Source organism: Pseudomonas fluorescens (assembly GCF_902498195.1).
Taxonomy (GTDB): domain Bacteria; phylum Pseudomonadota; class Gammaproteobacteria; order Pseudomonadales; family Pseudomonadaceae; genus Aquipseudomonas; species Aquipseudomonas fluorescens_BU.
This window is the reverse complement of sequence record NZ_CABVIY010000001.1, coordinates 457,059-481,465: the sequence shown is the minus strand read 5'-3', so window position 1 is coordinate 481,465 and position 24,407 is coordinate 457,059. Positions and strand designations below refer to the sequence as shown.

Annotated in this window: 23 protein-coding genes and 1 pseudogene; 11 read left to right on the top strand and 13 right to left on the bottom strand. The window is 62.7% G+C overall.

The window, feature by feature from the left end; translation table 11 throughout:
- Positions 1-129 precede the first annotated feature (129 nt).
- The 4 genes and pseudogenes from F8N66_RS02165 to F8N66_RS02150 all read left to right on the top strand — a co-directional run bounded on the left by F8N66_RS02165 (position 130) and on the right by F8N66_RS02150 (position 3,454).
- On the top strand, positions 130-1,266 hold the full coding sequence (locus tag F8N66_RS02165; protein ID WP_150768604.1) for an MFS transporter: 1,137 nt from the start codon (positions 130-132) through the stop codon (positions 1,264-1,266).
- Positions 1,267-1,511: 245 nt separating this feature from the next.
- Positions 1,512-1,844 (top strand): annotated as a pseudogene (locus F8N66_RS31625) (RHS repeat-associated core domain-containing protein); the annotation flags it as partial.
- Positions 1,845-2,089: 245 nt separating this feature from the next.
- Entirely contained in the window at positions 2,090-2,329 is a 240-nt protein-coding gene (locus F8N66_RS02155) for a hypothetical protein (RefSeq protein ID WP_150768602.1), read from the top strand.
- 204 nt (positions 2,330-2,533) lie between these two features.
- Positions 2,534-3,454 (top strand): LysR substrate-binding domain-containing protein, encoded by a 921-nt coding sequence (locus F8N66_RS02150; protein WP_150768601.1) that lies wholly within the window; start codon positions 2,534-2,536, stop codon positions 3,452-3,454.
- Here F8N66_RS02150 and F8N66_RS02145 read toward each other — a convergent pair.
- From F8N66_RS02145 to F8N66_RS02130, 4 genes are all read right to left on the bottom strand, one after another.
- Entirely contained in the window at positions 3,375-3,968 is a 594-nt protein-coding gene (locus F8N66_RS02145) for a DinB family protein (RefSeq protein ID WP_150768600.1), read from the bottom strand. The genes F8N66_RS02150 and F8N66_RS02145 overlap by 80 nt on opposite strands.
- A 188-nt stretch (positions 3,969-4,156) precedes the next feature.
- Positions 4,157-5,263 carry an NAD(P)/FAD-dependent oxidoreductase gene (locus tag F8N66_RS02140; protein WP_150769208.1) on the bottom strand — a complete coding sequence of 369 codons (1,107 nt, stop codon included), beginning with the start codon at positions 5,261-5,263 and terminating at the stop codon, positions 4,157-4,159.
- On the bottom strand, positions 5,263-6,576 hold the full coding sequence (locus F8N66_RS02135; RefSeq protein WP_150768599.1) for an MFS transporter: 1,314 nt from the start codon (positions 6,574-6,576) through the stop codon (positions 5,263-5,265). The genes F8N66_RS02140 and F8N66_RS02135 overlap by 1 nt, the downstream gene beginning before the upstream one ends.
- A gap of 258 nt (positions 6,577-6,834) precedes the next feature.
- Complete coding sequence (locus F8N66_RS02130; protein WP_150768598.1) at positions 6,835-7,623, bottom strand: SDR family oxidoreductase; 789 nt, start codon at positions 7,621-7,623, stop codon at positions 6,835-6,837.
- A gap of 176 nt (positions 7,624-7,799) precedes the next feature.
- Here F8N66_RS02130 and F8N66_RS02125 point away from each other — a divergent pair, with 176 nt between their 5' ends.
- From F8N66_RS02125 to F8N66_RS02115, 3 genes are all read left to right on the top strand, one after another.
- Positions 7,800-8,966 (top strand): iron-containing alcohol dehydrogenase, encoded by a 1,167-nt coding sequence (locus tag F8N66_RS02125; RefSeq protein ID WP_150768597.1) that lies wholly within the window; start codon positions 7,800-7,802, stop codon positions 8,964-8,966.
- Positions 8,950-9,294, top strand: coding sequence for an NIPSNAP family protein (locus F8N66_RS02120; protein WP_224790427.1), 345 nt, complete (start codon positions 8,950-8,952; stop codon positions 9,292-9,294). The genes F8N66_RS02125 and F8N66_RS02120 overlap by 17 nt, the downstream gene beginning before the upstream one ends.
- 149 nt (positions 9,295-9,443) lie before the next feature.
- Complete coding sequence (locus tag F8N66_RS02115; RefSeq protein WP_150768596.1) at positions 9,444-10,424, top strand: cyclase family protein; 981 nt, start codon at positions 9,444-9,446, stop codon at positions 10,422-10,424.
- Here F8N66_RS02115 and F8N66_RS02110 read toward each other — a convergent pair.
- The 4 genes from F8N66_RS02110 to F8N66_RS02095 form a co-directional block, all read right to left on the bottom strand.
- Positions 10,417-11,346 (bottom strand): LysR family transcriptional regulator, encoded by a 930-nt coding sequence (locus F8N66_RS02110; RefSeq protein ID WP_150768595.1) that lies wholly within the window; start codon positions 11,344-11,346, stop codon positions 10,417-10,419. The genes F8N66_RS02115 and F8N66_RS02110 overlap by 8 nt on opposite strands.
- An 87-nt stretch (positions 11,347-11,433) precedes the next feature.
- The gene (locus tag F8N66_RS02105; RefSeq protein WP_150768594.1) at positions 11,434-13,017 is read right to left on the bottom strand and encodes an aldehyde dehydrogenase (NADP(+)); all 1,584 of its coding nucleotides are present in this window, start codon (positions 13,015-13,017) and stop codon (positions 11,434-11,436) included.
- A 270-nt stretch (positions 13,018-13,287) separates the two neighbouring features.
- On the bottom strand, positions 13,288-14,226 hold the full coding sequence (locus tag F8N66_RS02100; RefSeq protein WP_150768593.1) for a cyclase family protein: 939 nt from the start codon (positions 14,224-14,226) through the stop codon (positions 13,288-13,290).
- 219 nt (positions 14,227-14,445) lie between these two features.
- Positions 14,446-15,648, bottom strand: a complete 1,203-nt coding sequence (locus tag F8N66_RS02095; protein ID WP_150768592.1) for an NAD(P)/FAD-dependent oxidoreductase — start codon at positions 15,646-15,648, stop codon at positions 14,446-14,448.
- Positions 15,649-15,838: 190 nt separating this feature from the next.
- On the opposite strand from F8N66_RS02095, the gene F8N66_RS02090 reads away from it, so the two are divergent.
- Together F8N66_RS02090 and F8N66_RS02085 are read left to right on the top strand one after the other, a co-directional pair.
- A complete protein-coding gene (locus F8N66_RS02090) occupies positions 15,839-16,858 on the top strand; it encodes a GlxA family transcriptional regulator (protein ID WP_150768591.1) in 1,020 nt (339 codons plus the stop codon).
- Between the two features lie 100 nt (positions 16,859-16,958).
- Entirely contained in the window at positions 16,959-17,279 is a 321-nt protein-coding gene (locus tag F8N66_RS02085; RefSeq protein WP_150768590.1) for a DUF2388 domain-containing protein, read from the top strand.
- 85 nt (positions 17,280-17,364) lie between these two features.
- On the opposite strand, the gene F8N66_RS02080 is transcribed toward F8N66_RS02085, so the two are convergent.
- Together F8N66_RS02080 and F8N66_RS02075 are read right to left on the bottom strand one after the other, a co-directional pair.
- On the bottom strand, positions 17,365-18,273 hold the full coding sequence (locus F8N66_RS02080) for a pyridoxal-phosphate dependent enzyme (protein ID WP_150768589.1): 909 nt from the start codon (positions 18,271-18,273) through the stop codon (positions 17,365-17,367).
- A gap of 180 nt (positions 18,274-18,453) precedes the next feature.
- On the bottom strand, positions 18,454-19,245 hold the full coding sequence (locus F8N66_RS02075; protein WP_150768588.1) for an SDR family NAD(P)-dependent oxidoreductase: 792 nt from the start codon (positions 19,243-19,245) through the stop codon (positions 18,454-18,456).
- A 122-nt stretch (positions 19,246-19,367) separates the two neighbouring features.
- Here F8N66_RS02075 and F8N66_RS02070 point away from each other — a divergent pair, with 122 nt between their 5' ends.
- Positions 19,368-20,309: a GlxA family transcriptional regulator gene (locus F8N66_RS02070; protein WP_150768587.1), complete on the top strand. Its 942-nt coding sequence runs from the start codon at positions 19,368-19,370 to the stop codon at positions 20,307-20,309.
- Positions 20,310-20,534: 225 nt separating this feature from the next.
- Here F8N66_RS02070 and F8N66_RS02065 read toward each other — a convergent pair whose 3' ends face one another.
- Both F8N66_RS02065 and F8N66_RS02060 read right to left on the bottom strand, forming a co-directional pair.
- Positions 20,535-21,203 carry an HAD-IA family hydrolase gene (locus tag F8N66_RS02065; RefSeq protein ID WP_150768586.1) on the bottom strand — a complete coding sequence of 223 codons (669 nt, stop codon included), beginning with the start codon at positions 21,201-21,203 and terminating at the stop codon, positions 20,535-20,537.
- A 121-nt stretch (positions 21,204-21,324) separates the two neighbouring features.
- On the bottom strand, positions 21,325-21,732 hold the full coding sequence (locus F8N66_RS02060; protein WP_150768585.1) for a response regulator: 408 nt from the start codon (positions 21,730-21,732) through the stop codon (positions 21,325-21,327).
- Positions 21,733-21,963: 231 nt separating this feature from the next.
- Here F8N66_RS02060 and F8N66_RS02055 point away from each other — a divergent pair, with 231 nt between their 5' ends.
- The gene (locus F8N66_RS02055) at positions 21,964-22,839 is read left to right on the top strand and encodes a LysR substrate-binding domain-containing protein (protein ID WP_150768584.1); all 876 of its coding nucleotides are present in this window, start codon (positions 21,964-21,966) and stop codon (positions 22,837-22,839) included.
- Between the two features lie 124 nt (positions 22,840-22,963).
- On the opposite strand, the gene F8N66_RS02045 is transcribed toward F8N66_RS02055, so the two are convergent.
- Positions 22,964-24,328 carry an MFS transporter gene (locus F8N66_RS02045; RefSeq protein WP_150768583.1) on the bottom strand — a complete coding sequence of 455 codons (1,365 nt, stop codon included), beginning with the start codon at positions 24,326-24,328 and terminating at the stop codon, positions 22,964-22,966.
- Between the last annotated feature and the right edge of the window lie 79 nt (positions 24,329-24,407).

Below are 24,407 nucleotides of genomic sequence, written 5' to 3'. Positions count from 1 at the left end.
GCCCGCTCCCACAGGGGCATGCATTCCAAAGGTGGGAGCGGGCTTGCTCGCGAAGAGGCCCGCCGGCGCACCCTAAAAACAACAGGCGAGCCGAGTACAACAACTCACATCTAATCGGGGAAATGTGCGATGCCAGACAGCAAAACCGGGGTGCCCGCCAGCGTCGCGCTGACACTGGCCATTTGTTGCGGCTTTTGCGTCGCCACCATCTATTACAACCAGACCATGCTGCCGCTGATCGGCACCACGTTCGGCATCTCCGGCGCCCACGTCGGCCAAATCGCCATGCTGACGCAACTCGGCTACGCCCTTGGCCTGTTGCTGTTCGTGCCGCTGGGCGACCGAATCACCCGCCGTACGCTGATCCTCGGCATGCTCAGCCTGAATTTCCTCAGCCTGATCGCCTCCGCCAGCGCACCGGGTTATTCATGGCTGCTCTTGGCTAGCATGGGGGTGGGCCTGTCGGGGATCAGCGCGCAAATCATCATTCCCGCCGCTACCGCCCTCGCGGGGCCGGACCAGCGCGGCCGCGTATTGGGGATGATGGTCAGCGGTCTGTCCGCCGGCGGTTTGCTTGCGCGTGCGTTGAGCGGCGCGGTCAGCACCTGGATCGGCTGGCGTGGCATGTTCTTCGCCGCAGCCGGCATGAACGTGCTGCTGTTCGTGGCAATCCTGATGCGCATCCCGGCGACCGCACCGTCCAGCAGCCTACCCTATGTCGAGCTGATGAAATCGCTGTGGGAACTGGTGCGCGATCACCCGACCTTGCGCCGCTCCTCCTTGACCGGCGGCCTGATCTTCGGGGCTTTGAATGTGTTCTGGGGTTCGATGGCATCGTTGCTGGCGCTGGAGCCGTACCAGTATTCCAGCGGTCAGGCCGGCTTGTTCGGGCTCTCGGCAATTGCCGGGATAGTCGCTGCCTCTTCGCTCGGACGCCTGACCCAGCAATACGGCATCAAGCTCAGCTACCTGGGAAGCGGCGCGGTGCTACTGGCCTTTGTCGCCTTGTACCTGGGCGGCGCGACGGGATTCTGGTGGCTGATCCTGATTTGCGCCACCGCGCTGGACATCGGCAACCGCGCCAATCAACTGGCCAACCAGGCGCGCATCCTGGCGCTTGCACCGGAGGCGGTGAGCCGGTTGAACACGGTGTTTATGGTGACCTACTTCACCGGGGGTGCGCTGGGTTCGGCGTTGGGGGCCAGTGCTGCGGGTTACTTTGGGTGGCAGGGATTGGCGTTGGTCGGCATTGCTTTTTCGGCCTGAGGGTTGCTGGCAATTGCTTATTCAAGACGCGCTGACCTGTAGGCCGGACTGCAAAGATCTTTGTGGGAGCGAGCCTGCTCGCGAAAGCGGTCTGTCAGGCAGCAAGGTGTTGACTGACCCGACGCCTTCGCGAGCAGGCTCGCTCCTACAGTGGATGGGCCGAAACTATCAGTTCTGTTAGTACACAGTTTCGGCAGCGGCGCAGATACTCAAGCTCCCTGCCCTTGAAAACCGGGAGCGCCCCAATGTCCTCAACCACGCTATTGGCAACCGATCAGCAGCGCTCAGTCGTTAACACTCTCAAGGCGAACCATCCGCCACAACCCATCGCCTATTCGCCCTACGGCCACTGTCCTGCGATTTGCGGATTTTTCAGCCTGTTGGGGTTTAACGGCGAACTACGAGACCCGGTGACCGGGCATTATTTATTGGGAAAAGGGTATAGGGCGTTTATTCCGGCACTGATGCGATTTAACCGTCCGGACAATCTCAGTCCGTTTGACGAAGGAGGATTGAATCCGTATGCATATTGCTTTGGAGACCCGACAAATCTGCAGGATCCCAATGGGCGTTCGCCTATAGGTCACTGGCGTGCAATTACACGCCGCCTAATGGCGACTACTGATTTCAAAAGCCGCATTGCAGAATTACAAGCCACAAGGCTTATAGCAGAGCAACCCAATCTGTCAGCACTCATAAAACTCAAGCACCAGAAGATCTTTGAAGAGCTCCATGCCAACGCGCAAAAAACTTACAACCCCAACACCAAAGTCCAAAAACTTGAACTTTAGCGTTGGAGAAATTTCAGGATTTACCAAAGAGTGTGAAATCAACCGCCCCCCCGAAATTCATAAACGCACCAAACATCTCCAAAGCAAAAAAGGATTTGAATGATTTCAACAAGGCTGCTCTTCGAGATCAGAGCGGTGAAATAACCGGCTTTGACATGCGTTTTCTTCGCCGAGCTCACCTGAACACCATGCAACAGCATCCCGAAGTGGCGCTCGCCCGAAAACTTTTATCGAACGTGTCTCAGAAAATCCTGGAACTCAGAGGTGGTTGAACCAGGCATTCGGGATGCCAGTCTGCGGCTGGCGAGGTGAGCTTGCCCGCGAAGGTCATGAACGATTACGCATAAAGCCAGATATCTAGAGGTGTTCCCGCTTTTTTCGCGAACGAGCTCTCTCCTGCAGGGCATCGCGTGATTCCGCATAAGTGGCGTTTGCTGCTTTACTGAAGAAACTCGGTAGCCAGCGAGAGCCCCACCATGAACCGCAACGACCTACGCCGCGTGGACATGAACCTGTTGGTGATTTTCGAAACCCTGATGTTCGAAAAAAACCTGACCCGCGCCGGGGAGAAGCTGTTCCTCGGCCAGCCCGCCGTCAGCGCGGCGCTGGCACGCTTGCGCGATCTGTTCGATGACCCGCTGCTGGTGCGCAACGGTCGGGTGCTGGAGCCGACCCAGCGGGCGCTGGCGATTCTCCAGGAATTGAAGCCGGCGATGGACACCATTTCCGGTGCGGTCAGCCGGGCCAAGGATTTCGATCCGTCCACCAGTCGCGATGTGTTTCGCATCGGCCTGTCCGACGACGCCGAGTTCGGCCTGTTTCCGCCGTTGCTCAAGCAGATTCGCGAGGAGGCGCAGAACGTCGTGGTGGTGGTGCGGCGGGTGAATTACCTGTTGATGTCGTCGATGCTCGCCACCGGCGAGATTTCCGTCGGCATCAGTTACACCACCGAGCTGCCGGCCAATGCCAAGCGCAAGAAGCTGCGGGATTTGAGTGTGAAGATCCTGCGGGGCGATGACCGGCCCGGCCCCCTGACCCTGGATGAATTCTGCGAACGTCCCCACGCGCTGGTGTCGTTTTCCGGGGACTTGTCCGGAGCGATCGATACCGACCTGGCCCGCATCGGCCGTTCGCGCCGGGTGGTGCTGGCGGTGCCGCAGTTCTCGGGGTTGCGCGCCTTGCTGGCCGGCACCGATATGCTCGCCACGGTGCCGGATTACGCGGCGGCCGCGCTGATCGAGGGCAGCAGCCAGTTGCGTGCCGACGACGCGCCGTTCGAGATCAACCTGTCCGAACTGTCCATGGTCTGGAACGGCGTCAACGATAACGATCCGGCAGAACGTTGGTTGCGCTCGCGAATTGCGCAGCACATGTCGGCTCCACTGCCGGGGCATTGAGCGAATTGAAATTCGGGTCGGTCTCGCGCAGGTAGATCGGCAGGTCCGTCATGGGCGGCATGGCCGGGATTTCGAAGTACATCTGGATGATCCAGCCACGGTGATAGCTGGCGTGGTTGACCACGTGCAGCAGCATCGCGCCGGCGCTCATGGTGCCGCTTTCCCCGGAAATGAAGGTGAACCGCACGGGCCGGTCGAGCGAGGCATCGGTTTGTCGGGCGGTCCAGTCGCAATACCAGTGATCGACGTCCTGTTGCGCCAGGCGCAAGTCCGTCAGTGCGGGATGGACGACGTCATGGGAAGTGGTGAAGCCGTGCCCCCGGCCTTCGAGGTGGGCCTGCCAGAGACAGTCCACCACATAGAGGTGATTGAGCGTGCCGATCATGTTCTTGAAGATCCCGGCGCGTTCCTTTTCGACTTCGCCCGGCGGCAACTGCGCCAGGTTGTCGAACAGGCGCCGGTTGGCCCATTGCTTGTAATCGGCGAGCATGCGGGCAGTGCGTGCGTTGATCATCAGAATTCTCCGATGGCGAAGAGCGCATCTCCCAAGGATAGCGCTATCTGCGCGCAGCGGCGCGGGCGCTGATCATCGGTACAACCGCTCCCCTGCAGGAGCGAGCCTGCTCGCGATGGTCGTCAACGATAATGTTGGGTGCCTGACACCCCGTGGTGTTATGGGGTTCATCGCGAGCATGCTCGCCCCTACAAGTGACCCTTTACGTGCTCGGCCAGCGCCAGGCAACTGGTCAGGCCTGGGGATTCGATGCCGAATAGATTGACCAGCCCCGGCACGCCATGCTCGGCCGGGCCGCTGATACGGAAGTCGGCGGCCGGCTCATCAGGGCCGCTGATTTTCGGGCGAATGCCGCTGTAGGCCGGTTGCAGGCTGTTGTCCGGCAGGCCCAGCCAGTAACGCCGGATGGCCTCATGGAAACCATCGGCCCGCGCTGGATCGACGCGATAATCAATGCCGTCGACCCACTCCACGTCCGGCCCGAATCGCGCCTGGCCACCGAGGTCGAGGGTCATGTGCACCCCCAGTCCGGCGCTTTCCGGCGCCGGATAGACCAGGTGACGGAACGGCGCCCGGCCACTGAAACTGAAGTAGCTGCCCTTGCACAGTCGCGCCGTGGGGACGTGTTGCGGTGGCAAACCGACGATACGGCTCGCCACCTCGGGCGCGGACAATCCCGCACAATTGATCAACTCGCGGCAGCTCAAGGTCATGGGCTCGGCACCGCCCATGTGCAACTCGAAACCCTGTTCGATGGTGCGGGCCGACAACAGCGGCGTATGGAACACCAGCGACGCGCCATGGGCTTCGGCATCGCCTTGCAGCGCCAGCATCAGTCCATGGGAATCGATGATCCCGGTGGACGGCGACCACAACGCGGCGACGCAGGACAGCTCTGGCTCCAGCTCCCGAGCCTGAACAGCGTCCAGCCATTGCAGGTCATCGACACCGTTTTGCCGGCCCTGCTCCAGCAAGCGTTGCAGGGCCAGATGCTGCGTCTCATCGGTCGCGACAATCAGCTTGCCAAGCCGCTGATAACTGACACCGCGCTCATCGCAAAAGGCGTAGAGGCGCTGCTTGCCCTCCACGCATAACTGCGCCTTGAGGCTGCCGCCGGGGTAGTAGATGCCGGCGTGGATCACTTCGGAGTTGCGCGAACTGACGCCAATGCCGATGCCTTCACCGGCCTCGACCACAATCACCTCGCGCCCGCCCATGGCCAGGGCCCTGGCCACCGCCAGCCCGACCACCCCGGCGCCGACCACCACACAGTCGATATCCACCCCTGCTTCCATCACACCAGCCCCCGCTCCCGGTAATCGATCAGGCTGGAGAATATCGCCAGCAACATGGCCATGACCACGAAGAAGATCAGCACCAGGAAATACGAACCGGTGAACTGCACGATCAGGCCGATCAGGATCGGTACGATCACCCCGGCCATGTTGCCGCAGAAGTTCATGGTGCCCGCCAGCACGCCGGTTTTCGAAGTGCCGCCGAGGATCGACGGAATGCACCAGTACATGCCGCACCAGCGGATGAAGAACATCGCCACGCACAGCAGACCGATCGCCTGACTGGCCTGCGAAGCGTAGGCCGTGCCGAGCATGCACAGTGCCGCCACCAGCGCCGAGCCGCTGAACATGCTGCGCATCACCAGGTTGGGCGAGGCGCCGCTGGACTTCCATTTATCGCCCAGGTAACCGCCGACCAGTTCGCCGACGAAGCCGCACATGAAGATCAGGAAGGTCGCGCCGCCCATGCCCGAGATGTTCAGGCCGTGGGTCTGGTGCAGGTAGCTCGGCATCCAGGTCAGCAGGCCGTAGAACACGCTGAGGATGCAGCAGTAACCGGCGAACATCGCCAGCACCGAACGGTCCTTGAGCAGCTCCTTGAAGGGGATGCTGATGACCGCGCCGGGCTGGCTGACCGTGGCATTGCCCGCCGTGATGTGCGCCAGTTCCGCCGCGTTCACCCCTGGATGCTCGCTGGGGTGGTTGCGGATGTATTTCCACGCCAGCACACCGGCAAGCATGGTGCCCACGCCGGCAATCACAAAAGCAATGCGCCAAGAATCGAACCAGCCGATCAGCCCGGCAATGATGATCGCGCCGAAGGCACTGCCCAGCGGCGCTCCGCCATCGACCAGTACGGCACCGCGCCCGCGTTCATTGGGGGTCAGCCAGGCGCCGTTGAGCTTGGCCCCGGCGGGCATGATGGGCGACTCGGCGACACCCAGGCCCATGCGGGTGATCAGCAGGGTGATCCAGTTATGCGCGCCAGCGGCCAGGGCCTGGAACGCGCCCCAGGCCACGGTCGCGACGACGATCACGCGGCGGGTGTGGAAGCGATCCAGCAGCATGCCGCCAGGGATCTGCATCAAGGCGTAGGACCAGAAAAACGCGCTGAGCATCAGGCCCTCAAGGGCCGGCGGGATCTGGAATTCGCTGGAAATCAGCGGCAACGCCACCGACAGCGAGGCTCGGTCGATGTAGTTGATCGCCGTCAGCAGCAGCATGATGAGGAAAATTCGCCAGCGGACGTTGGTGGCTCGCACCGTCGCGGTCGCAGCGGGTAATACCAGACTTTCGGCACTCGGATTGTTCATGTGGTGGGCGCTCTTATTGTTGTGGAAACAAGCGGCCCCACTCTAATCACGCCTCCGGGCGCTGAATAATGATGGGATCTGATTGGGGGATCACCGATTGTCATCCCCCCGATTACCCGAATGAAGCCAGTCTCCTGTAGGAGCTGCCGAAGGCTGCGATCCTTTGATGTTGCCTTTGAAAAGATCGCAGCCTCGTTGCACTCGACAGCTCCTACACAGCTCCTACACAGCTCCTGAACAGTTACGACGCTGGATAAATCAGAACGTCCCCGGGTAGCTGCCACCATCGAGCAACAGGTTCTGCCCGGTCAGGAACCCGGACTGTGCGCCACAGATAAACGCGCAATACGCGCCGAACTCATCGGGCTGACCAAAGCGCTGGGCCGGGACATGCTTGCGCCGTTGCTCGGCGATGCTCTCAACGCTGGTGCCATTGGCCTGGGCGGCGGCGTCGAGGGTCTTATGCAGGCGCTCAGTCTCGAACGGCCCCGGTAACAGGTTGTTGACCGTGACGTTGTTCCCCGCCAATCGCGCCTGGCGCGCCAGCCCGGCGATGAAACCGGTGAGGCCGCTACGAGCGCCGTTGGACAGGCCGAGCACATCAATCGGCGCCCTCACCGCGCCGGAGGTGATGTTGACGATGCGCCCGAAACCGCGCTCGGCCATGCCGTCGACGCAGGCCTTGATCAGCTCAATGGGCGTGAGCATGTTGGCGTCCAGCGCCTTCAGCCAGTCCTCGCGCTGCCAGTCGCGGAAGTCACCGGGCGGCGGCCCGCCGGCGTTGTTGACCAGAATGTCCACCTGCGGACAGGCCGCCAGCACCTGGGCACGTACCGCCGCCTCGCTGATGTCCCCAGCCACGGTACGTACCTCGATGGTCGGCGCCAACTGACGCAACGCCACGGCGGCGGCCTGCAACGTTTCGTCGCCACGGGCGTTGATCACCAGGTTCACACCCTCCTTCGCCAAGGCCCGCGCACACGCCAGGCCCAAGCCCTTGCTGGCCGCGCAGACAATCGCCCAGCGCCCCGAAATACCCAAATCCATGACCCTGCTCCTGACGTTTGAAAACGCCCACGTTAACACTGCACAGCTGCTGGCCGGGGGATGACAAAGGGTGATCGGCGGATCAGACCTTTTCATTATCGGCTGCCCGCGACGCTCATTACTGTTGCGGAACGAACAAGAACCAGCACCCAAAACAAAAAGCGCGGAGACACCCTATGAACCCCTTTCAGTTTTACTTCCCCACGACCCTGAAAAGCGGCAACGGCCTGGTGCGCCAGGCCGGTGCGCTGCTCAAGCCCCATGTCCGAAAGAAGCTGCTGGTGGTCACCGACGAAGGACTGATGGCCTCGGGCGTGATGGAATCTTTTTTTGCCTCGCTGGCTGAAAGCGAGATTGCCTACGAAGTGTTTGCCGGCGTCGAACCCAACCCCACGACCGATGTGTTGGAACGCGCCGTCGCGTTCCTGAAAAACCATGAGTGCGATTCGGTGATCGGTGTCGGTGGCGGCAGCAGCATCGACACCGCCAAGGGCGTCGCGGCCATGGCCACCAACCCCGGCAACATCCTCGACTACGAAGGCTACGACAAACTGCTGCACCCGCCGCTACCGGTCTTCGCGATCCCGACCACCTCGGGCACCGGCAGCGAATGCACCGCGTCCACGGTGTTCACCAACACCAAAACCCTGTTCAAGACCGTGATCATCAGCCCGGCGCTGTTTCCGAAACTGGCGATTCTCGACGCCGAACTGACCCTCAAGCTGCCGCCGTCGATCACCGCGGCCACCGGCATGGACGCCCTGACCCACGCCATCGAATCCTACGTCTCCAAACAGGCCAACCCGATCAGCCAGGCCCTGGCGCTGCAAGCGATCAAGATGATCTGCACGCACCTGCCCAAAGCCTTTTTCACCGGGTCCGACCTGCACGCCCGCGAGCAGATGCTGCTGGCCTCATTCCTCGCCGGGGTGGCGTTCGCCCAATCGAAACTGGGCAATGTGCATGCGATCTCGCACACCTTCGGCGGCGTGTTCAACATTCCCCATGGCATCGCCAACGCGACGCTGCTGCCCTACGTCATCGAATACAACCTGCCGGCCTGCCCGGAGCTGTTCCGCGACATTGCCCTGGCCATGGGCGAAAACGTCGACGGCCTGAGCCCTGCCCGCGCCGGCCGCAAAGTGGTCGAGCATGTGATGGCGCTGAACAAGGCCATCGGCATCCCCGACACCATCAAGGACCTGGGCGTGGACCTGGACTACATGCCGCAAATGGTCAGCGACTCGATGCGCAGCGGCAACGTGCTGGTCAACCCGCGCCTGACCCGCGCCGCGGATGTCGAACTGATCATCAGCAACGCCTTCCATGGCATTCACTCCTGAAGAGATGCACACCATGTTTTACGAAATGCGCACCTACACGATTCAGATCGGAAAAATGCAGACCTACCTCAAGCACTTCGAGGAAAACGGCCTGCCGGTGATCTCCCGCTACACCACGCTGGTGGGCTGGTGGTACACCGAAATCGGCGAGCTCAACCAGGTGATCCACATCTGGGCCTACGAGAGCCTGGACGAGCGCATCAAGAAACGCACCGCCCTGTACCAGGACCCGGACTGGCTCGAAGGCTTCGTGCCGATCGCCTTCCCGATGCTGGAGAAAATGGAATCGAAACTGCTGATGCCGGCGGCGTTTTCGCCCATCAAATAACTCCCGACACACATCGCAAAAAACTGTAGGAGCGAGCCTGCTCGCGATAGCGGTGTGTCAGGCTCATCAAAGGTGACTGACACGCCCTCATCGCGAGCAGGCTCACTCCTACAAGGGAATGTGTCTCTGCTTAAAACAAGGAAAACCCCATGTGCGACCACAATAACAACACCGCCGCCGACCGTTCTCCCGACATCAAGGCCCTGCTCGAGGGCCTGCCCACCAACTGGGGCAAATGGGGCCCGGACGATGAAGTCGGCGCCCTGAACTACCTGCAAAGCGCCGAGATCCTGCGCGGCATCGCCGCCGTGCGCCAGGGCAAAACCTTCACCCTGCAAGTGCAGATCGGCCACCCCAAGGGCGAACCGCTGTGGCCCGGACGCCGCCCTTCCATGCGGGTCAACGTGCTGGACAAGGGCCATTTCCTGGCCGGCAAGACCCACTTCGACGGCCACGTGGAATACGCCGACGACGTGATCTTCATGCACCTGCAAGGCTCGACCCAATACGACGCGCTGGGCCACGTCTGGCACGACAATCAATTGTGGAACGGCTACGACGCCATGAGCACCATTGGCGCCATGGACAAGGCCAGCATCCTGCCGATTGCCGAGCGTGGCATCGTCGGCCGCGCGGTGCTGATCGACATGGCGCGCCATCGCGGCAAAGCGGTGCTGGACAAAGGCGAGACCTTCAATCACCACGACCTGCTGGCCGCCGCCAAGGCCCAGGGCATCGAAATCCACAAGCGCGACATCCTGATCATCCGCACCGGCTGGATCGGCTCGTTCTACGAGCGCGAGCCCGAGGAGTTCTACAAGGATTTCGCCGAGCCCGGCCTGACCTTCAGCCGTGAACTGGTGGAGTGGTTCCACCAGATGGAAATCCCCAACCTGGTCACCGACACCATGGCCAACGAAGTGGCGGTCGACCCGGCTTCGGGGGTGCTGATACCGCTGCACAACGCGCTGATGCGCAACCTCGGCGTGACCTTCACCGAAGTGGCGATGCTCGACGACCTGGCCACCGACTGCGCCGAAGACGGCCAGTGGCAATTCCTCTACACCGCCGCGCCGTTGAAGATTGTCGGTGGCACCGGCGCGCCGGTGAACCCGATCGTGATCAAGTAGTCAGGTCACGTTGCAATGCGTTGATCAGCAGGGTCGCCGCCGGAGACAGATTGGCACCGGCCCTGCTGATCACGCCGTAAGGCTCGATCAACGCGCGCAGGGACACCGGCAGCTTCACCAGCAAGTCGTGCTGTTCGCAGAATTCGGCCACTTCCACCGGGATCACCGCCAGCAGCGTCGGGTCCTGTTGCACCAACAGCATGGTGGCGAAGGTCGACGAGGTTTCCAGCGGGTAGCGCGGAATCTCCAGCCCGGCCTCATTCAGTTCACGCTCCAGCGCCTGGCGCATCGGCATGTCCTTGGGATAGACCACCCAGCGGTAATCGCTCAGTTGCGACAGCTGCAACGTCTCGGCGCTGGCCAGCGGATGATCCTTGCTGGCGACCACGGCCAGGGGTTCTTCACTCAGTTCGATGCAGTCATAGGCGTCCGAGCGCTGGCCGACGCTGGTGCGACAGATGGCCAGGTCCAGGCGCCCCTGATCCAGCAGGCCGAGCAAAGTCGCGCTGGTGTTTTCCACCAGTTCCACCGACAGCTGCGGTTGCTTGAGGCGCAATTCGGTCAGGGCACGGGTCAGCAAAGGCACCGCGCCCATGATCACCCCCACCGACAGGCGCCCGCCCTGCCCGCTCATGATGCTCAGCATCTCCTCGCGCAGATGCTCCACGTCGCTGTAGATCAGCCGCGCGTAACGAATCATGCAGCGCCCCATTTCATTGGCCACCAGGCCTTTGGGCTGACGCTCGAACAACGGCATGCCGAGCAGCGACTCGACTTCGTGCAGGGCCTTGGTGGCGCCGGACTGGGAGATCGAAATCTGCTCGGCGGCCTTGTGCAGCGAGCCGCGATCATCCAGGGCGATCAGCAACCGCAGTTGTTTGAGACGCAGACGCGAAGCAATGCTGCCAAGGGAAGGAACCATATCGTGGGGTGCTCGATTCAAGGTGCAAATCCGTAAAAGCCCACGCCGAGGCTGTGCGTAAAAAGAGCCGCCGGCGTGGGCGGAGGTTCAGCTCAGGGGCGACCGGCTCCACTGGCCGTCGACCAGTCGATTGAGGCCCAGCGGGTTGCTGTTTTGCAGCGCTGGCGGCAAGTACTCATCAGGATAGTTCTGGTAGCAGACCGGGCGCAGGAACCGATCGATGGCCAGGGTGCCGACCGAGGTGCCACGGGCATCGGACGTCGCCGGCCAAGGGCCGCCGTGGACCATCGCGTCGCTGACTTCAACACCGGTGGGGTAACCGTTGAGCAACAGTCGCCCGACCTTGTCTTCCAGCAGCGGCAACAGCTCGCTGAAGCGATCCAGATCCGCCGGGTCGGCAATCAGCGTGGCGGTCAGCTGACCGTGCAGGCTGTCGAGTACCCCGCGCAGTTGCTGGTGATCGGCCACTTCCACCACCACGGTTGCCGGGCCGAAGATCTCTTCCTGCAACAGCGGATCGCCGTCGAGCAGCAGCTGCACATCGGCCTTGAACAACTGCGGTTGCGCTTTCGATTCACCCTGGGCCTGACCCGCCAGATGATCGACGCGGTCGTGAGCGGCGATGTGTTGCAGGCCCGCGCGGTAGCTGTGCAGGGCGCCGGCATTGAGCATGGTCTGCGCCGGTTGGCCGCCCATGTTCTGCGCGAACGCGTCGAGGAACGCGCTGAATTGCGGCGAACGCAGGCCGATGATCAGGCCGGGGCTGGTGCAGAACTGGCCGCAGCCCTGGTTGACCGATGCGGTCAGTTCCTCGGCGATCTGGCGGCCACGGCTGCTCAAGGCGTCGGGCAGCAGGATCACCGGGTTGATGCTCGACATCTCGGCGAACACCGGGATCGGCTGCGCCCGCGCGGCGGCCAGGTCGGACAAGGCCCGGCCGCCCTTGAGCGAACCGGTGAACCCCACCGCCTTGATGCCCTCGGCCTTGACCAGCGCCTGGCCGACACCCGCGCCGTAGATCATGTTGAACACCCCCGTCGGCATGCCCGTGCGTTGCGCCGCGCGCACGATGGCGCCGGCCACCCGGTCGGCCGTCGCCATGTGCCCGCTGTGGGCCTTGAACACGACAGGGCAACCGGCCGCCAGCGCCGAGGCGGTGTCACCGCCGGCCGTGGAAAATGCCAAGGGGAAATTGCTCGCGCCGAACACCGCGACCGGGCCGACGCCGATGCGGTACTGACGCAGGTCCGGCCGTGGCAGCGGCGTGCGCGCTGGCAGTGCCTGATCGATCCGCGCCCCGAGGAAATCCCCCCGGCGCAGCACTTGGGCAAACAGGCGCAATTGACCGGTGGTGCGGCTGCGCTCACCGCGAACCCGCCCCTCGGGTAGCGCGGTTTCCTGGCACACCAAGGCGATGAAATCGTCGCCCAGCCCGTCGATTTCCTCGGCGATGGCGTCGAGAAATTCGGCGCGGCGCGGCGGTGGCAATTGACGCAGCGGCGCAAAGGCACGGGTCGCCGCGGCGACCGCAAGCTCGACTTCCTGCGCGGTGGCCTGATGGAAAACATAAGGCAATGCCTGCCCGGTGCTGGCGTCAAGGCTTTGCAAGGTTTCGCGGCCCAGGGCGCTGCGCTGCCCGTCGATGAACTGCTGGCCCAGAATATCGGACATCAAAAAACTCCCTCGCCTGCGCTCGGCAGGCGATGACTCGAATGAAAGGGATGCGCCCAAGGCGCACCGTCACTCTAGGGGCCGGGATCAGGGACGAACAAATGACAACATCGGGCCAGGGGATGAGCATTTGTCATCCCCCGGCCTGCCGAAGATCCCTGTGGGAGCGGGCTTGCTCGCGAAGGCGGAGTGTCAGTCAATAAATGTAGCAACTGATACACCGCGTTCGCGAGCAAGCCCGCTCCCACAGTTGATGGATCGTGAAGCCTGTCAGCGAATCGCCACCGGGTTGATGTTGACCTGGGTCGAGCCTTTGTACAGCGGCTGCCCGAGCACGAACATGAAGGTCCAGGCCTTGTCCCGGACCAGCGCGCGGCTGTCGATCAGTTCCAGGTTGTAGATGCCGTTTTTGGCGAGCATGAATTGATTGACCGGGAACTCCTGGCCATCGGTGCCCGGGTAGATTTCCGAGGCCCAGGTGTCGCCACCGAAGGCGACGATCTGCTTGTCCGCCAGCCACTTGGCCGCCGCCATGCCGATCCCCGGCTCCACCGCGAGGAATTTCTCGTTGTCCTTGCCCAGCAGTTCCAGCCAACCGGTGTTGAACAACACCACGTCGCCCTTCTCGATCGTGATGCCTTGCAGGTCCAGGGCTTTCTGGATGTCGGCCACGCTGAACTCGGTTTTCTCCGGCACGATGGCGCTGCCGTACACCGCCGTCATGTCCAGCACCACGCCACGGGTGACGATCGGCGGGACTTTTTCGATGCCCAGTTTCTGCACCCCTTCCACGGTCACGAAGTCCGCCGCGCGGTTGCCGTTGTAATAGACGTTGTCGATACCGATGTGGCCGATGCCGTTGAGCTGGGTGCCGACACCGGTCCAGCCGACCACCAGTTCATCGTTGAAGGTGAACTTGTTTGGCCCCATCGTGGTGCCACCCGCCTCACCCGGCTGGACGTTGGTCAGGTGAAAACTGCGATGACGGAAGGCTGGCAGGTTTTTGTCGATAGGCACCGCCAGCGGGTAGGTTTTGCCGGTCTTGATCAACTTGGCGGCGTTGAGCACCGATTCGGCATCGAGCAGGTTCAACGCACCGATTTCATCCTGGGCGCCGTACCGGGACGGGTACCACTTTTCGGCCTCGGCGGCGTGGGCGGCGTTGAGGGTGAACAACAGGGCAAAAGGCAATGCCAAGCGGCTGAGCATGAGGAGGTCCTTGTCTGGTTTCGGTGGACCCCAAGGTACGCAGCCCTTTTGTGCGGAAACAGACAGGGATGGACAATACAATTGTTCCGGATTTTCACGAGTGCTCCCACCAGCACAAACCCCTGTAGGAGCTGCCGCAGGCTGCGATCTTTTGATCTTGTTTTTTAACAAGCAAAATCAAAAGATCGCAGCCTGCGGCAGCGCCTACAGAGGGTCTGTTCAGAAGGAAGCCAGCGGATCACCCGCCGCCAGCGCATCGGCACGGTTCGCCGCCGGCGGATAGATCCACTGGGTGTTGATCATGCGTTTGCGCTCCTTGCCCTCATCATGGGTCAGCACGATCTGGCGATCCCAGCCCTCGGTGTACACCGCGCCCCACTCGCCCAGGTCCAGGCAGGTCGCATAGAAAGGTTGACGGTATGGGAGCGTGGGCACGCCCAGCAGGTCGGCGGCCACGTTGTGCCCACCAAAGCGCCCCATGATGATCGCGTGCTGGCAGGACATCAGCGCGTAATGCCCCTGATCGTCAGTCAAGGCCAAGGCCACATCGCCCGCGGCAAACACCTGGTCGGTGCCGATTACGCGCAAGTCGTCGGTGACTTCGGCGCGCCCCAGGCGATCGAGTTGCGATGACACCTGGGAGGTCAGACTGCTGGCCACCAGCCCCCCGGTCCAGATCACGGTCTGGGCATCGATGCGCTGACCGTTGGCGGTTTGCACGCCATTGGCATCGATGGCGACCACCCCGGAGCCGACCTGGAATTCGATGCCCATCTGCTCCAATGCCTCAATGATCAACGGCCGTGGGTTGGCCCCCAGGTCCGGACCGATGTCATCGGCGCGCTCGACCACCACGACCCGGATCGCCGCATCCGCGCCGAGGATTCTGCGCAGTTTTTCCGGCAGTTCAGTGGCCACTTCCAGCCCGGTGAAACCGCCGCCCACCACCACGACGGTGTTGCGTTCCGGCGAGTCCGGCAGTGTGCGCAGCCCGATCAGGTGTTCTTCCAGCTCCACCGCGTCGGGTAACTGATCCGTGGCGAAAGCGTAATCGGCCAGCCCGGGCACCGGTGGTCGATTGAGCTGGCTGCCGCTGGTCAGCAGCAGTCGGTCGTAAGACAGGTCGATGCTGCGCCCGTCGGCGGTCCGGGCATGCACATGGCGGGCCGACGTATCAATGCGCTGGACTTCGGCGCCGACGAATTTGACGCCTATCGCCTCCAGCACCGGCAATAGCGGCGCCGTCATTTCGTGCGGTGAGGGTTCATACAAGCGCGGGCGAATGACCAGTTCCGGTCGCGGCGACACCAGCGTCACCTCGACCTCGCCGCGCTTGCCGTTGATGTCGAGCACGCGCGCCGCGCCCAGAGCGCTCCAGACGCCGGCGAAACCGGCGCCCACAATCACAATATTCCTGGACATGATCTCTACCTTCGTTCAATTGATAGAAGAAGACAGCGAACAAATATCCTACAACCAAGTGCCGCTCGCGGGGCTAGACTGTGCGGGTCCATCGGACAGAAACCCCTGAATTCCTGACAGCCGATCAGCTGCAATCACGTTTATACCGTTTGCGAATTATCATTATTCCAACTCGCTAAAACAGAAGCTTATGAACGCATTTCCCAGTCCTTTCGAATCACCGGAACTTCCCGTTGCCCAACCGCGCCTGATTGTCTTCCTCGCGTACCCGGACATGGGCCTGCTGGACCTGACGGGAGCACAAACGGTGTTCTGGGCGGCCTCGCGATACATGAATGGCCGCGGCTTGCCCGGTTACGCGCTGCACACGGCCAGCGTGGCCGGTGGCTTGATGGCCACCGCGGAAGGCCTGGCGGTGCACACGCTGGCGCTGAGCGAATTCGACGAGCAATCGATCGACACGCTGATCGCTCCCGGCGCACCAAATATCCTGCACGCCATGAACCAGTCGCTGGACCTTGTCGCGTGGCTGGCCGAGGCATCGGGCAAGGCCAAGCGCACCGCGTCGGTGTGCAGCGGGACCTTTCTGCTGGCCGAGGCCGGCTTGCTGGAAGACCGACGCGCCGCCACCCACTGGAAGATGTGCGACATGCTCAAGGAGCGCTACCCGTCGATTGAAGTCGACAGCGATGCGATCTTCGTCAAGCACGACTCGGTCTGGACCTCCGCCGGTGTCAGCGCCGGTATCGACCTGGCCCTGGCGCTGGTCGAGGAAGATTGCGGGCGTGAAGTCGCATTGCAGGTCGCGCGGGAGATGGTGGTGTTCCTCAAGCGTCCCGGCGGCCAGGCCCAATACAGCCAATTGCTCAAATCGCAGACCGATGACGGCGCGGCCTTCGACGACCTGCACCTGTGGATCACGCAGAACCTGGCCGGCGAAAACCTCACGGTCGAGACCCTCGCCCAGCAAGTGCAAATGAGCCCGCGAAACTTTGCCCGGGTCTACAAGCTCAAGACCGGGCGCACCCCGGCCAAAGCCGTGGAAGTGCTGCGGGTCGAAGCCGCCCGCCGCCTGCTGGAAGACTCCGAGCGCAACATCGACCAGATTTCCCGGCTGTGCGGCTTTGGCGATGAAGAGCGCATGCGCCTGACGTTCCAGCGCAACCTGGGGGTCTCGCCACGGGATTACCGCAGCCGGTTTTCGCGCTGAACGGCTTCCACGAATCCGACAGGGGAACTCTGGGCGATCGCCGTGCATCCTAAAAGGTGAGGCACTTCCTTTTTGCTGCACGCTTTCAGAGGACACCGTCATGCGCCGTCTGATTATCGTTTCTTCCCTGCTACTGTGTTTACCCTTCGGCTCTGCCATGGCCAAAGTGGACGCGGGCGACGTCGCCACCTCGGCCGGCGTTTCCGCTTCGCTGTATTCGACGTTCAAGGATGACAAACTGATGATCCCCGCCCGGGATGACGCTTCCAGCTTCGTGGCCAGTGGCGGTGCGATTCGTGGCGTTTACCTGGAGCAGGTTTTACAGCGGATTCGTCAACAACACCCCGACCTCAACAACGCCAGCGACGAAGACCTGGCCCGCGCCATCCTCGTCCAGGACGGCGTTGCCGCCGGTCAATGAACCACGCCAACCTCAGCGGTGGGGCTTGTGAAACCCGGATCGCGTTTCCAGCCCTGCCTTGCTTGAGACACCCGGCAGCGCGGGTTTAACGCGCCCATCCCGCCACCAGCGACGCGCTGATGCTGACCCCGCCGCACACGATAATCACCACGTCATGGACTTCGGCAATGGCCGGGTGGTCCAGGTAGGCGACGGCCAGCGAAACGCCACAGGCGGGTTCGACCAGCTGGCGCATATCGCTGGCGTAGCGCACCACGCCCATGATCGCCTCCTCGTCGCTGAGCACCACGCATTCGTGGGGGAAATCGACAATGTGCTGGACCGGCCACGCGGCCACCAAGGTGGCGCCGAGCGACCTGGCGACCGTGTCGATCCGGGAGAACTTGACGGGGTGCCCGGCCTTGACAGCGGCGGCAAAAGACGCCGAGCCCTGGGTTTCGCAGGCGATGATCCGGCAGTCCAGGCGCTGGTGGCGGATCAGGCCGGTGAGGATCCCCGCCAGCAAGCCACCGCCGCCCACCGACGTCACCAGCGCATCGACCTGCGGACACTCCTCGAGGATTTCATCGATCATCGTGCTATGCCCTTGCCACAGCACCGGATGGTCGAAGGCCGGCACGTACTCGGTGTCCTGGCCCTGTGCCAATTCTTTCGCCCGCAGATTGGCCTCGTCCCAGACCTTGCCATGGACGATCACCTCGGCCCCGGTTTTGCTGATCTTGGCACGGGTGGATTCGGGGGTCGTGTGCGGCACCACGATGCAGGCCTTCAATCCCAGCCGGGCAGCGGCCACCGCCGTGGCAAAGCCGGCATTGCCGCCGGAAGGACAAATCACCTTGCGCTTGCCCTGCGCCGCCGCCTGACTGCACAACAGCCCGATCCCGCGCAGCTTGAAGGAACCGCTGGGTTGCAGGTTTTCCAGTTTGAGCCAGATTCGGCGGGATGGCGTCGACAGGTCTGGGTGCAGGATCAAGGGCGTTCGGATGTGAAGCATGTTGGGCGCCTACCGTGGTGAACGGTCCTTCATCAAGCGTAGTTCATGCAGACGCCAACCCCTGTAGGAGCGAGCAGGCTCACGATGGGCGTCAACGATAACCCGTGAGCCTGACAGCCCGCGTTATCCGAACCTCCATCGCGAGCCTGCTCGCGCCTACAGGGAGGGCGTCCATCGGATCTAACGGTAGCGCGGTGCCGGGACGCAATTGCCGAACAACCCGGACAGCACCTGCCGCTGCGCTTCGTATTGATCCCATTGCGCGCCGTCATGCAGCCCCGGAATGGTCACCACCTCACCACTGGCCAGCCCCGCCAGCGCCGCATCAACCATCTCCTGGGCAGACATGACGATTTCCGGCGGCAGGTTTTCCACCGGGTGTCCGGCCTCGCTCCAGAAGTCCGTGGCGGTAGCGCCCGGCAACACCGCCTGCACACGCACGCCTTTGTCCGCCAGTTCGTGGTGCATCGATTGGCTCAGGGCCAGGACGAACGCCTTGGTCCCGCCATACACGCCGTTGAGGATTTCCGGGGCGATGGCGACGATCGAGGCGATGTTGATCACCGTTCCCGCGCCACGGGCGACGAAACCGGGCGCCACCGCGTAAGCCAGGCGCGTCAGCGCGGTGATGTTGAGGTTGATCATGTCTTCCATGTCATCCACGGGGCTACCGAGCAGCGGCATCACCGCGCCGACCCCGGCGTTGTTGACCAGCAGGGTGATGCTCGCGTCGCTGCGCAGGATCTGCTCGACCCGTCGCACGTCGGCCTTGTCCGTCAAATCCGCGGCCACCACCTCCACGGTGCGCCCGGTTTCATCGCTCAGGCGGGTGGCCAGGGCGTTGAGCTTTGCCTGGCTGCGCGCCACCAGAATCAGGTCGTAACCCAGGCGGGCGAGTCGGTCGGCATACACCGCGCCAATGCCCGACGAAGCGCCGGTGACCAATGCAGTACCTTTGGATGAGAGTGTCATGTTCAATGTCCTTCACGGTGCGGCGAGGGATTCGCCGGGTGTGAACCGTTATAAAGGGACTCGTAGATGTCGCAAATGACGTTTAAAGTACGTTTTTCGGACATGACCATGGGAGTTGCTCGATGATCAGCGTGGCGTTTGTGGTTTTCGACGGGTTCCAGTCCATGGCGCTGGCGGCGATGCCGGTGTTCGAGTACGCCAACTTCAGTGCGGGCGAAACCCTGTACGAGGTGCGCGTGCTGTCCGAAGACGGCCGCCCGCTGCGCGCCTCCGGCGGGTTGACGGTCGGCACCGAGGCCTTCGATGAGCGGGTGATCGATACCGTGATCGTGGTCGGCGGCGATACGATCCTCGAACAGGCCCCCGATGCGGTACTCGACTACGTGCGTGCCAGTGCCGTCACTGCGCGGCGCACGGCGTCCATCTGTTCGGGCGCCTTTGTCATGGCCCAGGCCGGCTTGCTCGACGGACGGCGGGCGACCACGCACTGGGCCTATGCGCGGCAATTGCAGGAACGCTTTCCCTCGATCCAGGTGGAAGCCGACCGTATCTACGTGATCGACGGTTCGATCTGGACCTCCGCCGGGATGACCGCCGGCATCGACCTGGCGCTGGCCATGGTGGAAAAGGACCACGGCGCGGAACTCGCCCGCTCCGTGGCCCAGAAACTGGTGATGTACCACCGCCGCGCCGGAGGCCAGTCGCAACACTCGGCGCTGCTGGAGCTGGAGCCGAAATCCGACCGCATCCAGACCGTGCTCGGCTATGCCCGGGAGCACCTGGCCCAGGCGCTTTCGGTGGAGCAGCTGGCGGACGTGGCGCGCCTCAGCCCCCGGCAATTCAGCCGCGCCTTTCGCGCCGAAACCGGCCAATCGCCGGCCAAGGCCATCGAACACCTGCGCCTGGAAGCGGCACGGCAAATGCTCGAACGCGGGCGCCTGAGCCTTGACCAGATCGCTATGGAAACCGGCTTCAGCGACCGCCGCCGCATGCGCGAAGCCTTCTTGCGAGCGTTCGGGCAGCCACCGCAGGTGATCCGCCGTAGCGCCCGAACAGACTTGTAGGCGCTGCCGCAGGCTGCGATCTTTTGATTTTGAAGAGCCAGATCAAAGGATCGCAGCCTGCGGCAGCTCCTACAGGGGAAGGGGTGCGTTGGCTCGGGGCGCTGCTTCCCGGGTCTACTGAAATACCACACCCCTATGGGAGCGGGCTTGCTCGCGAAAGCGGTGTGTCAGCCCATGCAAATACCGACTGGTCTTGCGCCTTCGCGAGCAAGCCCGCTCCCACCTTCAGAGGGTGTGCAGGCGGATAAAGCCGTCTGTATCGACCTTCGTGACAACCGCGTCATAACCACCCAAGGTCCCATGCAGCGTCTTGATGGGCCGCTCATGCGTCGCCGTCACGATCAGCAAATCCGCCCCCGCCGCCTCTGCCGCGAGGATCCCCACGGTCGCGTCTTCGAACACCAGGCAATCGCCGATCTCCACCCCCAGTCGCCGCGCCGCCAATCGATACCCCGCCGGGTCGGGCTTGCCGACGCTGACGTCCTCGGCGGTGATCATCACGCCCGGCTCGGGAATCCCGGCGGCGGCCATGCGCCGCAGTGCCAGCGTCCTCGGCGCGGACGTGACGATTGCCCATTGATGGGGCGGCAATGAATGGAGAAACCGCGCCGCACCGGCCACCTCTTCAACCCCTTCGACGTCCTCGATTTCCGCCTCGGTGATCCACGCCGCCTCGGCCTCGGCATCGACACCGGGCAACGCCAGGCGGTTGATGGTATCGATGGCGCGGGCGCCATGGATGGTCGGCAGGAAAGCCGCGACGTCGACCCCATGGCGCAAGGCCCAGGTGGCCCAGACCCGCTCGGCGGCGGCAATGGAGGTGAGGATGGTGCCGTCCATGTCGAACAGGAAGGCGCGGTACGGGACATTGAAGACGGGTGTGGGAGAAGACAAAAGGGTTCTTCCTGTCTCAAGGAGCTGGCGAGTGTCTTGAGAAATGTACACGATCCCCGAAGGCGCTGCCGCAGGCTGCGATCTTTTGATTTTTTTAAAAGATCGCAGCCTGCGGCAGCGCCTACAGGGTACGACGCGATTTGAAGGCACCGTCCACGCAATCGAGCAACTGCCCCAACGCCCAGGGTTTCTTGATGAACGAGACGTCGTGCCGCACACCCGAACTCTCGGGGGTTTCGAAGCCCGACATGATCATGATCGGCTTGTCCGGCCAGCGATCACCGAACAGGTTGGCCAGGTCCGCGCCGTTGAGCGTGCCGGGCATGGTGATGTCCGTCAGCAATAACCCGACGTCCGCTGCGTGGCGCTGCAAGTACACCGAGGCGGCGTCCGCACTGGCCTGGGAATGCACCGCGTAGCCTTCTTCCTGAAGAATTTCACAGAGAAATTCGAGGATCAGCGGGTCGTCCTCCACCACCAGAATCAACCCGCCAGGAAGATTTCCACCTGCAGTCGGTACTCGACTCATGACCTTGCCGCTCCCTGTATGCATCAATGATTTCGCGGGCTCTGTTCCGCTACCTACAGGTATGAGCAGCGGTACTGGAGGAAATTCATTTTTATCCCCCCAGGCGATGAAATCAGCCGTCGTGCACGCTGGACCGGTATTTTTTGCACGCCTGAAACAATACTTGCATCCGCTCATTGCCAATAGTCAGATAGGCGCTACAGCACACCCTCTTGAAAATGAGCCCCTCCGATGCGTCAACTGCCCTCGCTCAACATGCTGCGCGTCTTCGAAGAGGTGGCGCGCCATCGCAGTTTCAGCCAGGCAGCCCTGGGCCTGAACGTCACCCAGGGCGCGGTGAGCCGACAGATCAAGCAACTCGAAGACTACCTCGGCGTGGCGTTGTTCATCCGTACACCGCAAGGGCTGTCGCTGACCGAAGCCGGCATCGCCCTCTCCCCGCCACTGAGCGATGCCTTCGACCAGATCGAACGTGCCCTGCAAGGCGTGCGCGTCCCCAACCTGCGCCAGCGCCTGCGCGTTGTCGCGCCACCGACCTGGGCGACGCGCTGGTTATCGGCGCACCTGCGCGCGTTTTGCCAGCGCTACCCGGACATCAGCTTGAGCGTGACCAACCAGGCCAGCCACGACAACCTCGCCGAAAGCGATTGCCACATCCGCTTCGGCCTCGAAGCGGCCACCCATTGCCACAGTCAGTTGCTGGTGATGGAACGGCACATCGCCGTCGCCAGCCCGGAACTGTTCTCAGGCGGTCAGTCACCGGACCTGCAGCAATGGCCGTTGCTGCACATCCTGCACAACGGCAAGCGCTTGAAGGTCTGGGAAAACTGGCTGGCGGCCATCGGCCGCGACGATGTCGATGCCGGGCAAGGGCTGGAATTCAGTACCCTGGACCAGGTGATCCACACCGCGCTGGCCGGTGGCGGGCTGGCAGTGATCGACCGGCAGATGATCGAGAAGGAACTGGCCAATGGCAGCCTGTTGCCAATCACCCCGGTGGAGGTGATCGGGCCATACGGCTATTGGCTGGACGTAGCGAACGACAAATGGGGATTGTCGAAAGTGCGGTTGTTTACCGAATGGCTGGAAACGGTCAGCAATCCATAGCACACCGCCCTCCCCTGTGGGAGCGGGCTTGCTCGCGAAGGCGGCGGGTCAGTCAATTTCAATGTCCACTGACACTCCGCTTTCGCGAGCAAGCCCGCTCCCACATTTGACCTGTGACAGCCTCTCAGATTGGTGTTGCGGCTTTCACGGCCACATGCTCACCCGCCTCCACCGGGCTCTGCGCCTTGCACGCCTGGCTCAGGGTCAGCGACTTGGTTTCCGGCGCCCACGCCCAGGACAGCAACGCACCGATCGCCAGGATCGCCGCCAGGATGCCCATGGTCGGGCTCAGGCCGATCCCCGCCACACTCACCGGCAGCAGGAAGGTGCTGACCGCCGAGCCCAGGCGGCTGACCGCCGTCGCCAGGCCGATGCCGCTGGCGCGCACTTCGGTGGGGAAGCTTTCAGCCGGGAACACGCCCACCAGGTTACTCACCGCCGACAACACCAGGGTGAACAGCCCGAACACCAGCACCATCAGGAACGCCGCGCTGCCCGGCAGTACCGCCAACAGGAACAGGGCGATGGCGAGGATGATGAACGAGTTGATCAGGAAACCGCGACGGGTGAACTTGATGGTGCACCAGATGCCGATCAAGGCGCCGAGGATCAGCAGCATGTTGAGCATCAACTCGGTGCCGAAGCCTTCGGCCAGGCCCATCTTCTGCAGGATCGACGGCAGGAAGGTGTAGATGGCGAAGTACGGCATGACGATGCAGACGAAGAACAGGCAGTTGAACGCCGTGCGCTTGCGGTATTCACGGCTGAACAGCACCGCGTAGCCGGAACGGGTTTCGGTGGAGCGGGTTTCGTCGAGCTCGACGTTGTCGCCCAGGTGTTTCTTGACGATCGCCCGTGCCTCGGCGATACGCCCCTGGTTGACCAGCCAGCGTGGCGATTCCGGGGTGCCGATACGCGCGATCAGGATCAGTGCCGCCGGGATCGCCGACGAGGCCAGCATCCAGCGCCAGGCATCGTCGCCAAGGCTGAGCATGGCGGTGCCGACGAAGGTGGCCGCCACGTAGCCGAAGGTCCAGATCACGCTGAACGAACCGAGCAACACCCCACGGTGCTTCTTCGGCGCGAACTCGGCGAGCATGGCGTGGCCGACACTGAAGTCGCCGCCCAGGCCGATACCGATCAGCACCCGACAGAGGAACAGCGCCATGGCCGATTCAACGTAGAACTGCATCACCGACGCCAGGGTGATCAGCACGAAGCTGACCAGGAAGATTTTCTGCCGCCCGACCTTGTCGGAGATCCAGCCAAAGAACAGGCTGCCCATGAACAGACCGATCAATGCCGAAGCGCCGATCAACCCTTGCCAGAAGGCATCGAGCTGCATCTGTGGGCTCAGCAGGGTAAACGCGATACCGATCAGGCCAAGGATGTAGCCGTCGGTGAAGTGCGCACCGAAGGTCAGGCCGGCAATCTTGATGTGAAAGCGCCCGATGGGCAGGTCGTCGATTTTTACCGGTTGTACGGACATGTAAGTCTCCAATTGTTGTTATTGACGGAGAAATGAAACCGATGGCTTTTGCTTTTTGTGGGAGCGGGCTTGCTCGCGA

What these genes read in the sequence shown, in the direction of transcription:
- F8N66_RS02110 (WP_150768595.1), bottom strand. Translation starts at nt 11,346, where the DNA reads ATGGTTCCTTCCCTTGGCAGCATTGCTTCGCGTCTGCGTCTCAAACAA.
- F8N66_RS02150 (WP_150768601.1), top strand. Translation starts at nt 2,534, where the DNA reads ATGAACCGCAACGACCTACGCCGCGTGGACATGAACCTGTTGGTGATT.
- F8N66_RS02130 (WP_150768598.1), bottom strand. Translation starts at nt 7,623, where the DNA reads ATGGATTTGGGTATTTCGGGGCGCTGGGCGATTGTCTGCGCGGCCAGC.
- F8N66_RS02045 (WP_150768583.1), bottom strand. Translation starts at nt 24,328, where the DNA reads ATGTCCGTACAACCGGTAAAAATCGACGACCTGCCCATCGGGCGCTTT.
- F8N66_RS02070 (WP_150768587.1), top strand. Translation starts at nt 19,368, where the DNA reads ATGATCAGCGTGGCGTTTGTGGTTTTCGACGGGTTCCAGTCCATGGCG.
- F8N66_RS02100 (WP_150768593.1), bottom strand. Translation starts at nt 14,226, where the DNA reads ATGCTCAGCCGCTTGGCATTGCCTTTTGCCCTGTTGTTCACCCTCAAC.
- F8N66_RS02085 (WP_150768590.1), top strand. Translation starts at nt 16,959, where the DNA reads ATGCGCCGTCTGATTATCGTTTCTTCCCTGCTACTGTGTTTACCCTTC.
- F8N66_RS02165 (WP_150768604.1), top strand. Translation starts at nt 130, where the DNA reads ATGCCAGACAGCAAAACCGGGGTGCCCGCCAGCGTCGCGCTGACACTG.
- F8N66_RS02145 (WP_150768600.1), bottom strand. Translation starts at nt 3,968, where the DNA reads ATGATCAACGCACGCACTGCCCGCATGCTCGCCGATTACAAGCAATGG.
- F8N66_RS02140 (WP_150769208.1), bottom strand. Translation starts at nt 5,263, where the DNA reads ATGGAAGCAGGGGTGGATATCGACTGTGTGGTGGTCGGCGCCGGGGTG.
- F8N66_RS02105 (WP_150768594.1), bottom strand. Translation starts at nt 13,017, where the DNA reads ATGTCCGATATTCTGGGCCAGCAGTTCATCGACGGGCAGCGCAGCGCC.
- F8N66_RS02075 (WP_150768588.1), bottom strand. Translation starts at nt 19,245, where the DNA reads ATGACACTCTCATCCAAAGGTACTGCATTGGTCACCGGCGCTTCGTCG.
- F8N66_RS02125 (WP_150768597.1), top strand. Translation starts at nt 7,800, where the DNA reads ATGAACCCCTTTCAGTTTTACTTCCCCACGACCCTGAAAAGCGGCAAC.
- F8N66_RS02115 (WP_150768596.1), top strand. Translation starts at nt 9,444, where the DNA reads ATGTGCGACCACAATAACAACACCGCCGCCGACCGTTCTCCCGACATC.
- F8N66_RS02060 (WP_150768585.1), bottom strand. Translation starts at nt 21,732, where the DNA reads ATGAGTCGAGTACCGACTGCAGGTGGAAATCTTCCTGGCGGGTTGATT.
- F8N66_RS02055 (WP_150768584.1), top strand. Translation starts at nt 21,964, where the DNA reads ATGCGTCAACTGCCCTCGCTCAACATGCTGCGCGTCTTCGAAGAGGTG.
- F8N66_RS02095 (WP_150768592.1), bottom strand. Translation starts at nt 15,648, where the DNA reads ATGTCCAGGAATATTGTGATTGTGGGCGCCGGTTTCGCCGGCGTCTGG.
- F8N66_RS02135 (WP_150768599.1), bottom strand. Translation starts at nt 6,576, where the DNA reads ATGAACAATCCGAGTGCCGAAAGTCTGGTATTACCCGCTGCGACCGCG.
- F8N66_RS02080 (WP_150768589.1), bottom strand. Translation starts at nt 18,273, where the DNA reads ATGCTTCACATCCGAACGCCCTTGATCCTGCACCCAGACCTGTCGACG.
- F8N66_RS02090 (WP_150768591.1), top strand. Translation starts at nt 15,839, where the DNA reads ATGAACGCATTTCCCAGTCCTTTCGAATCACCGGAACTTCCCGTTGCC.
- F8N66_RS02120 (WP_224790427.1), top strand. Translation starts at nt 8,950, where the DNA reads ATGGCATTCACTCCTGAAGAGATGCACACCATGTTTTACGAAATGCGC.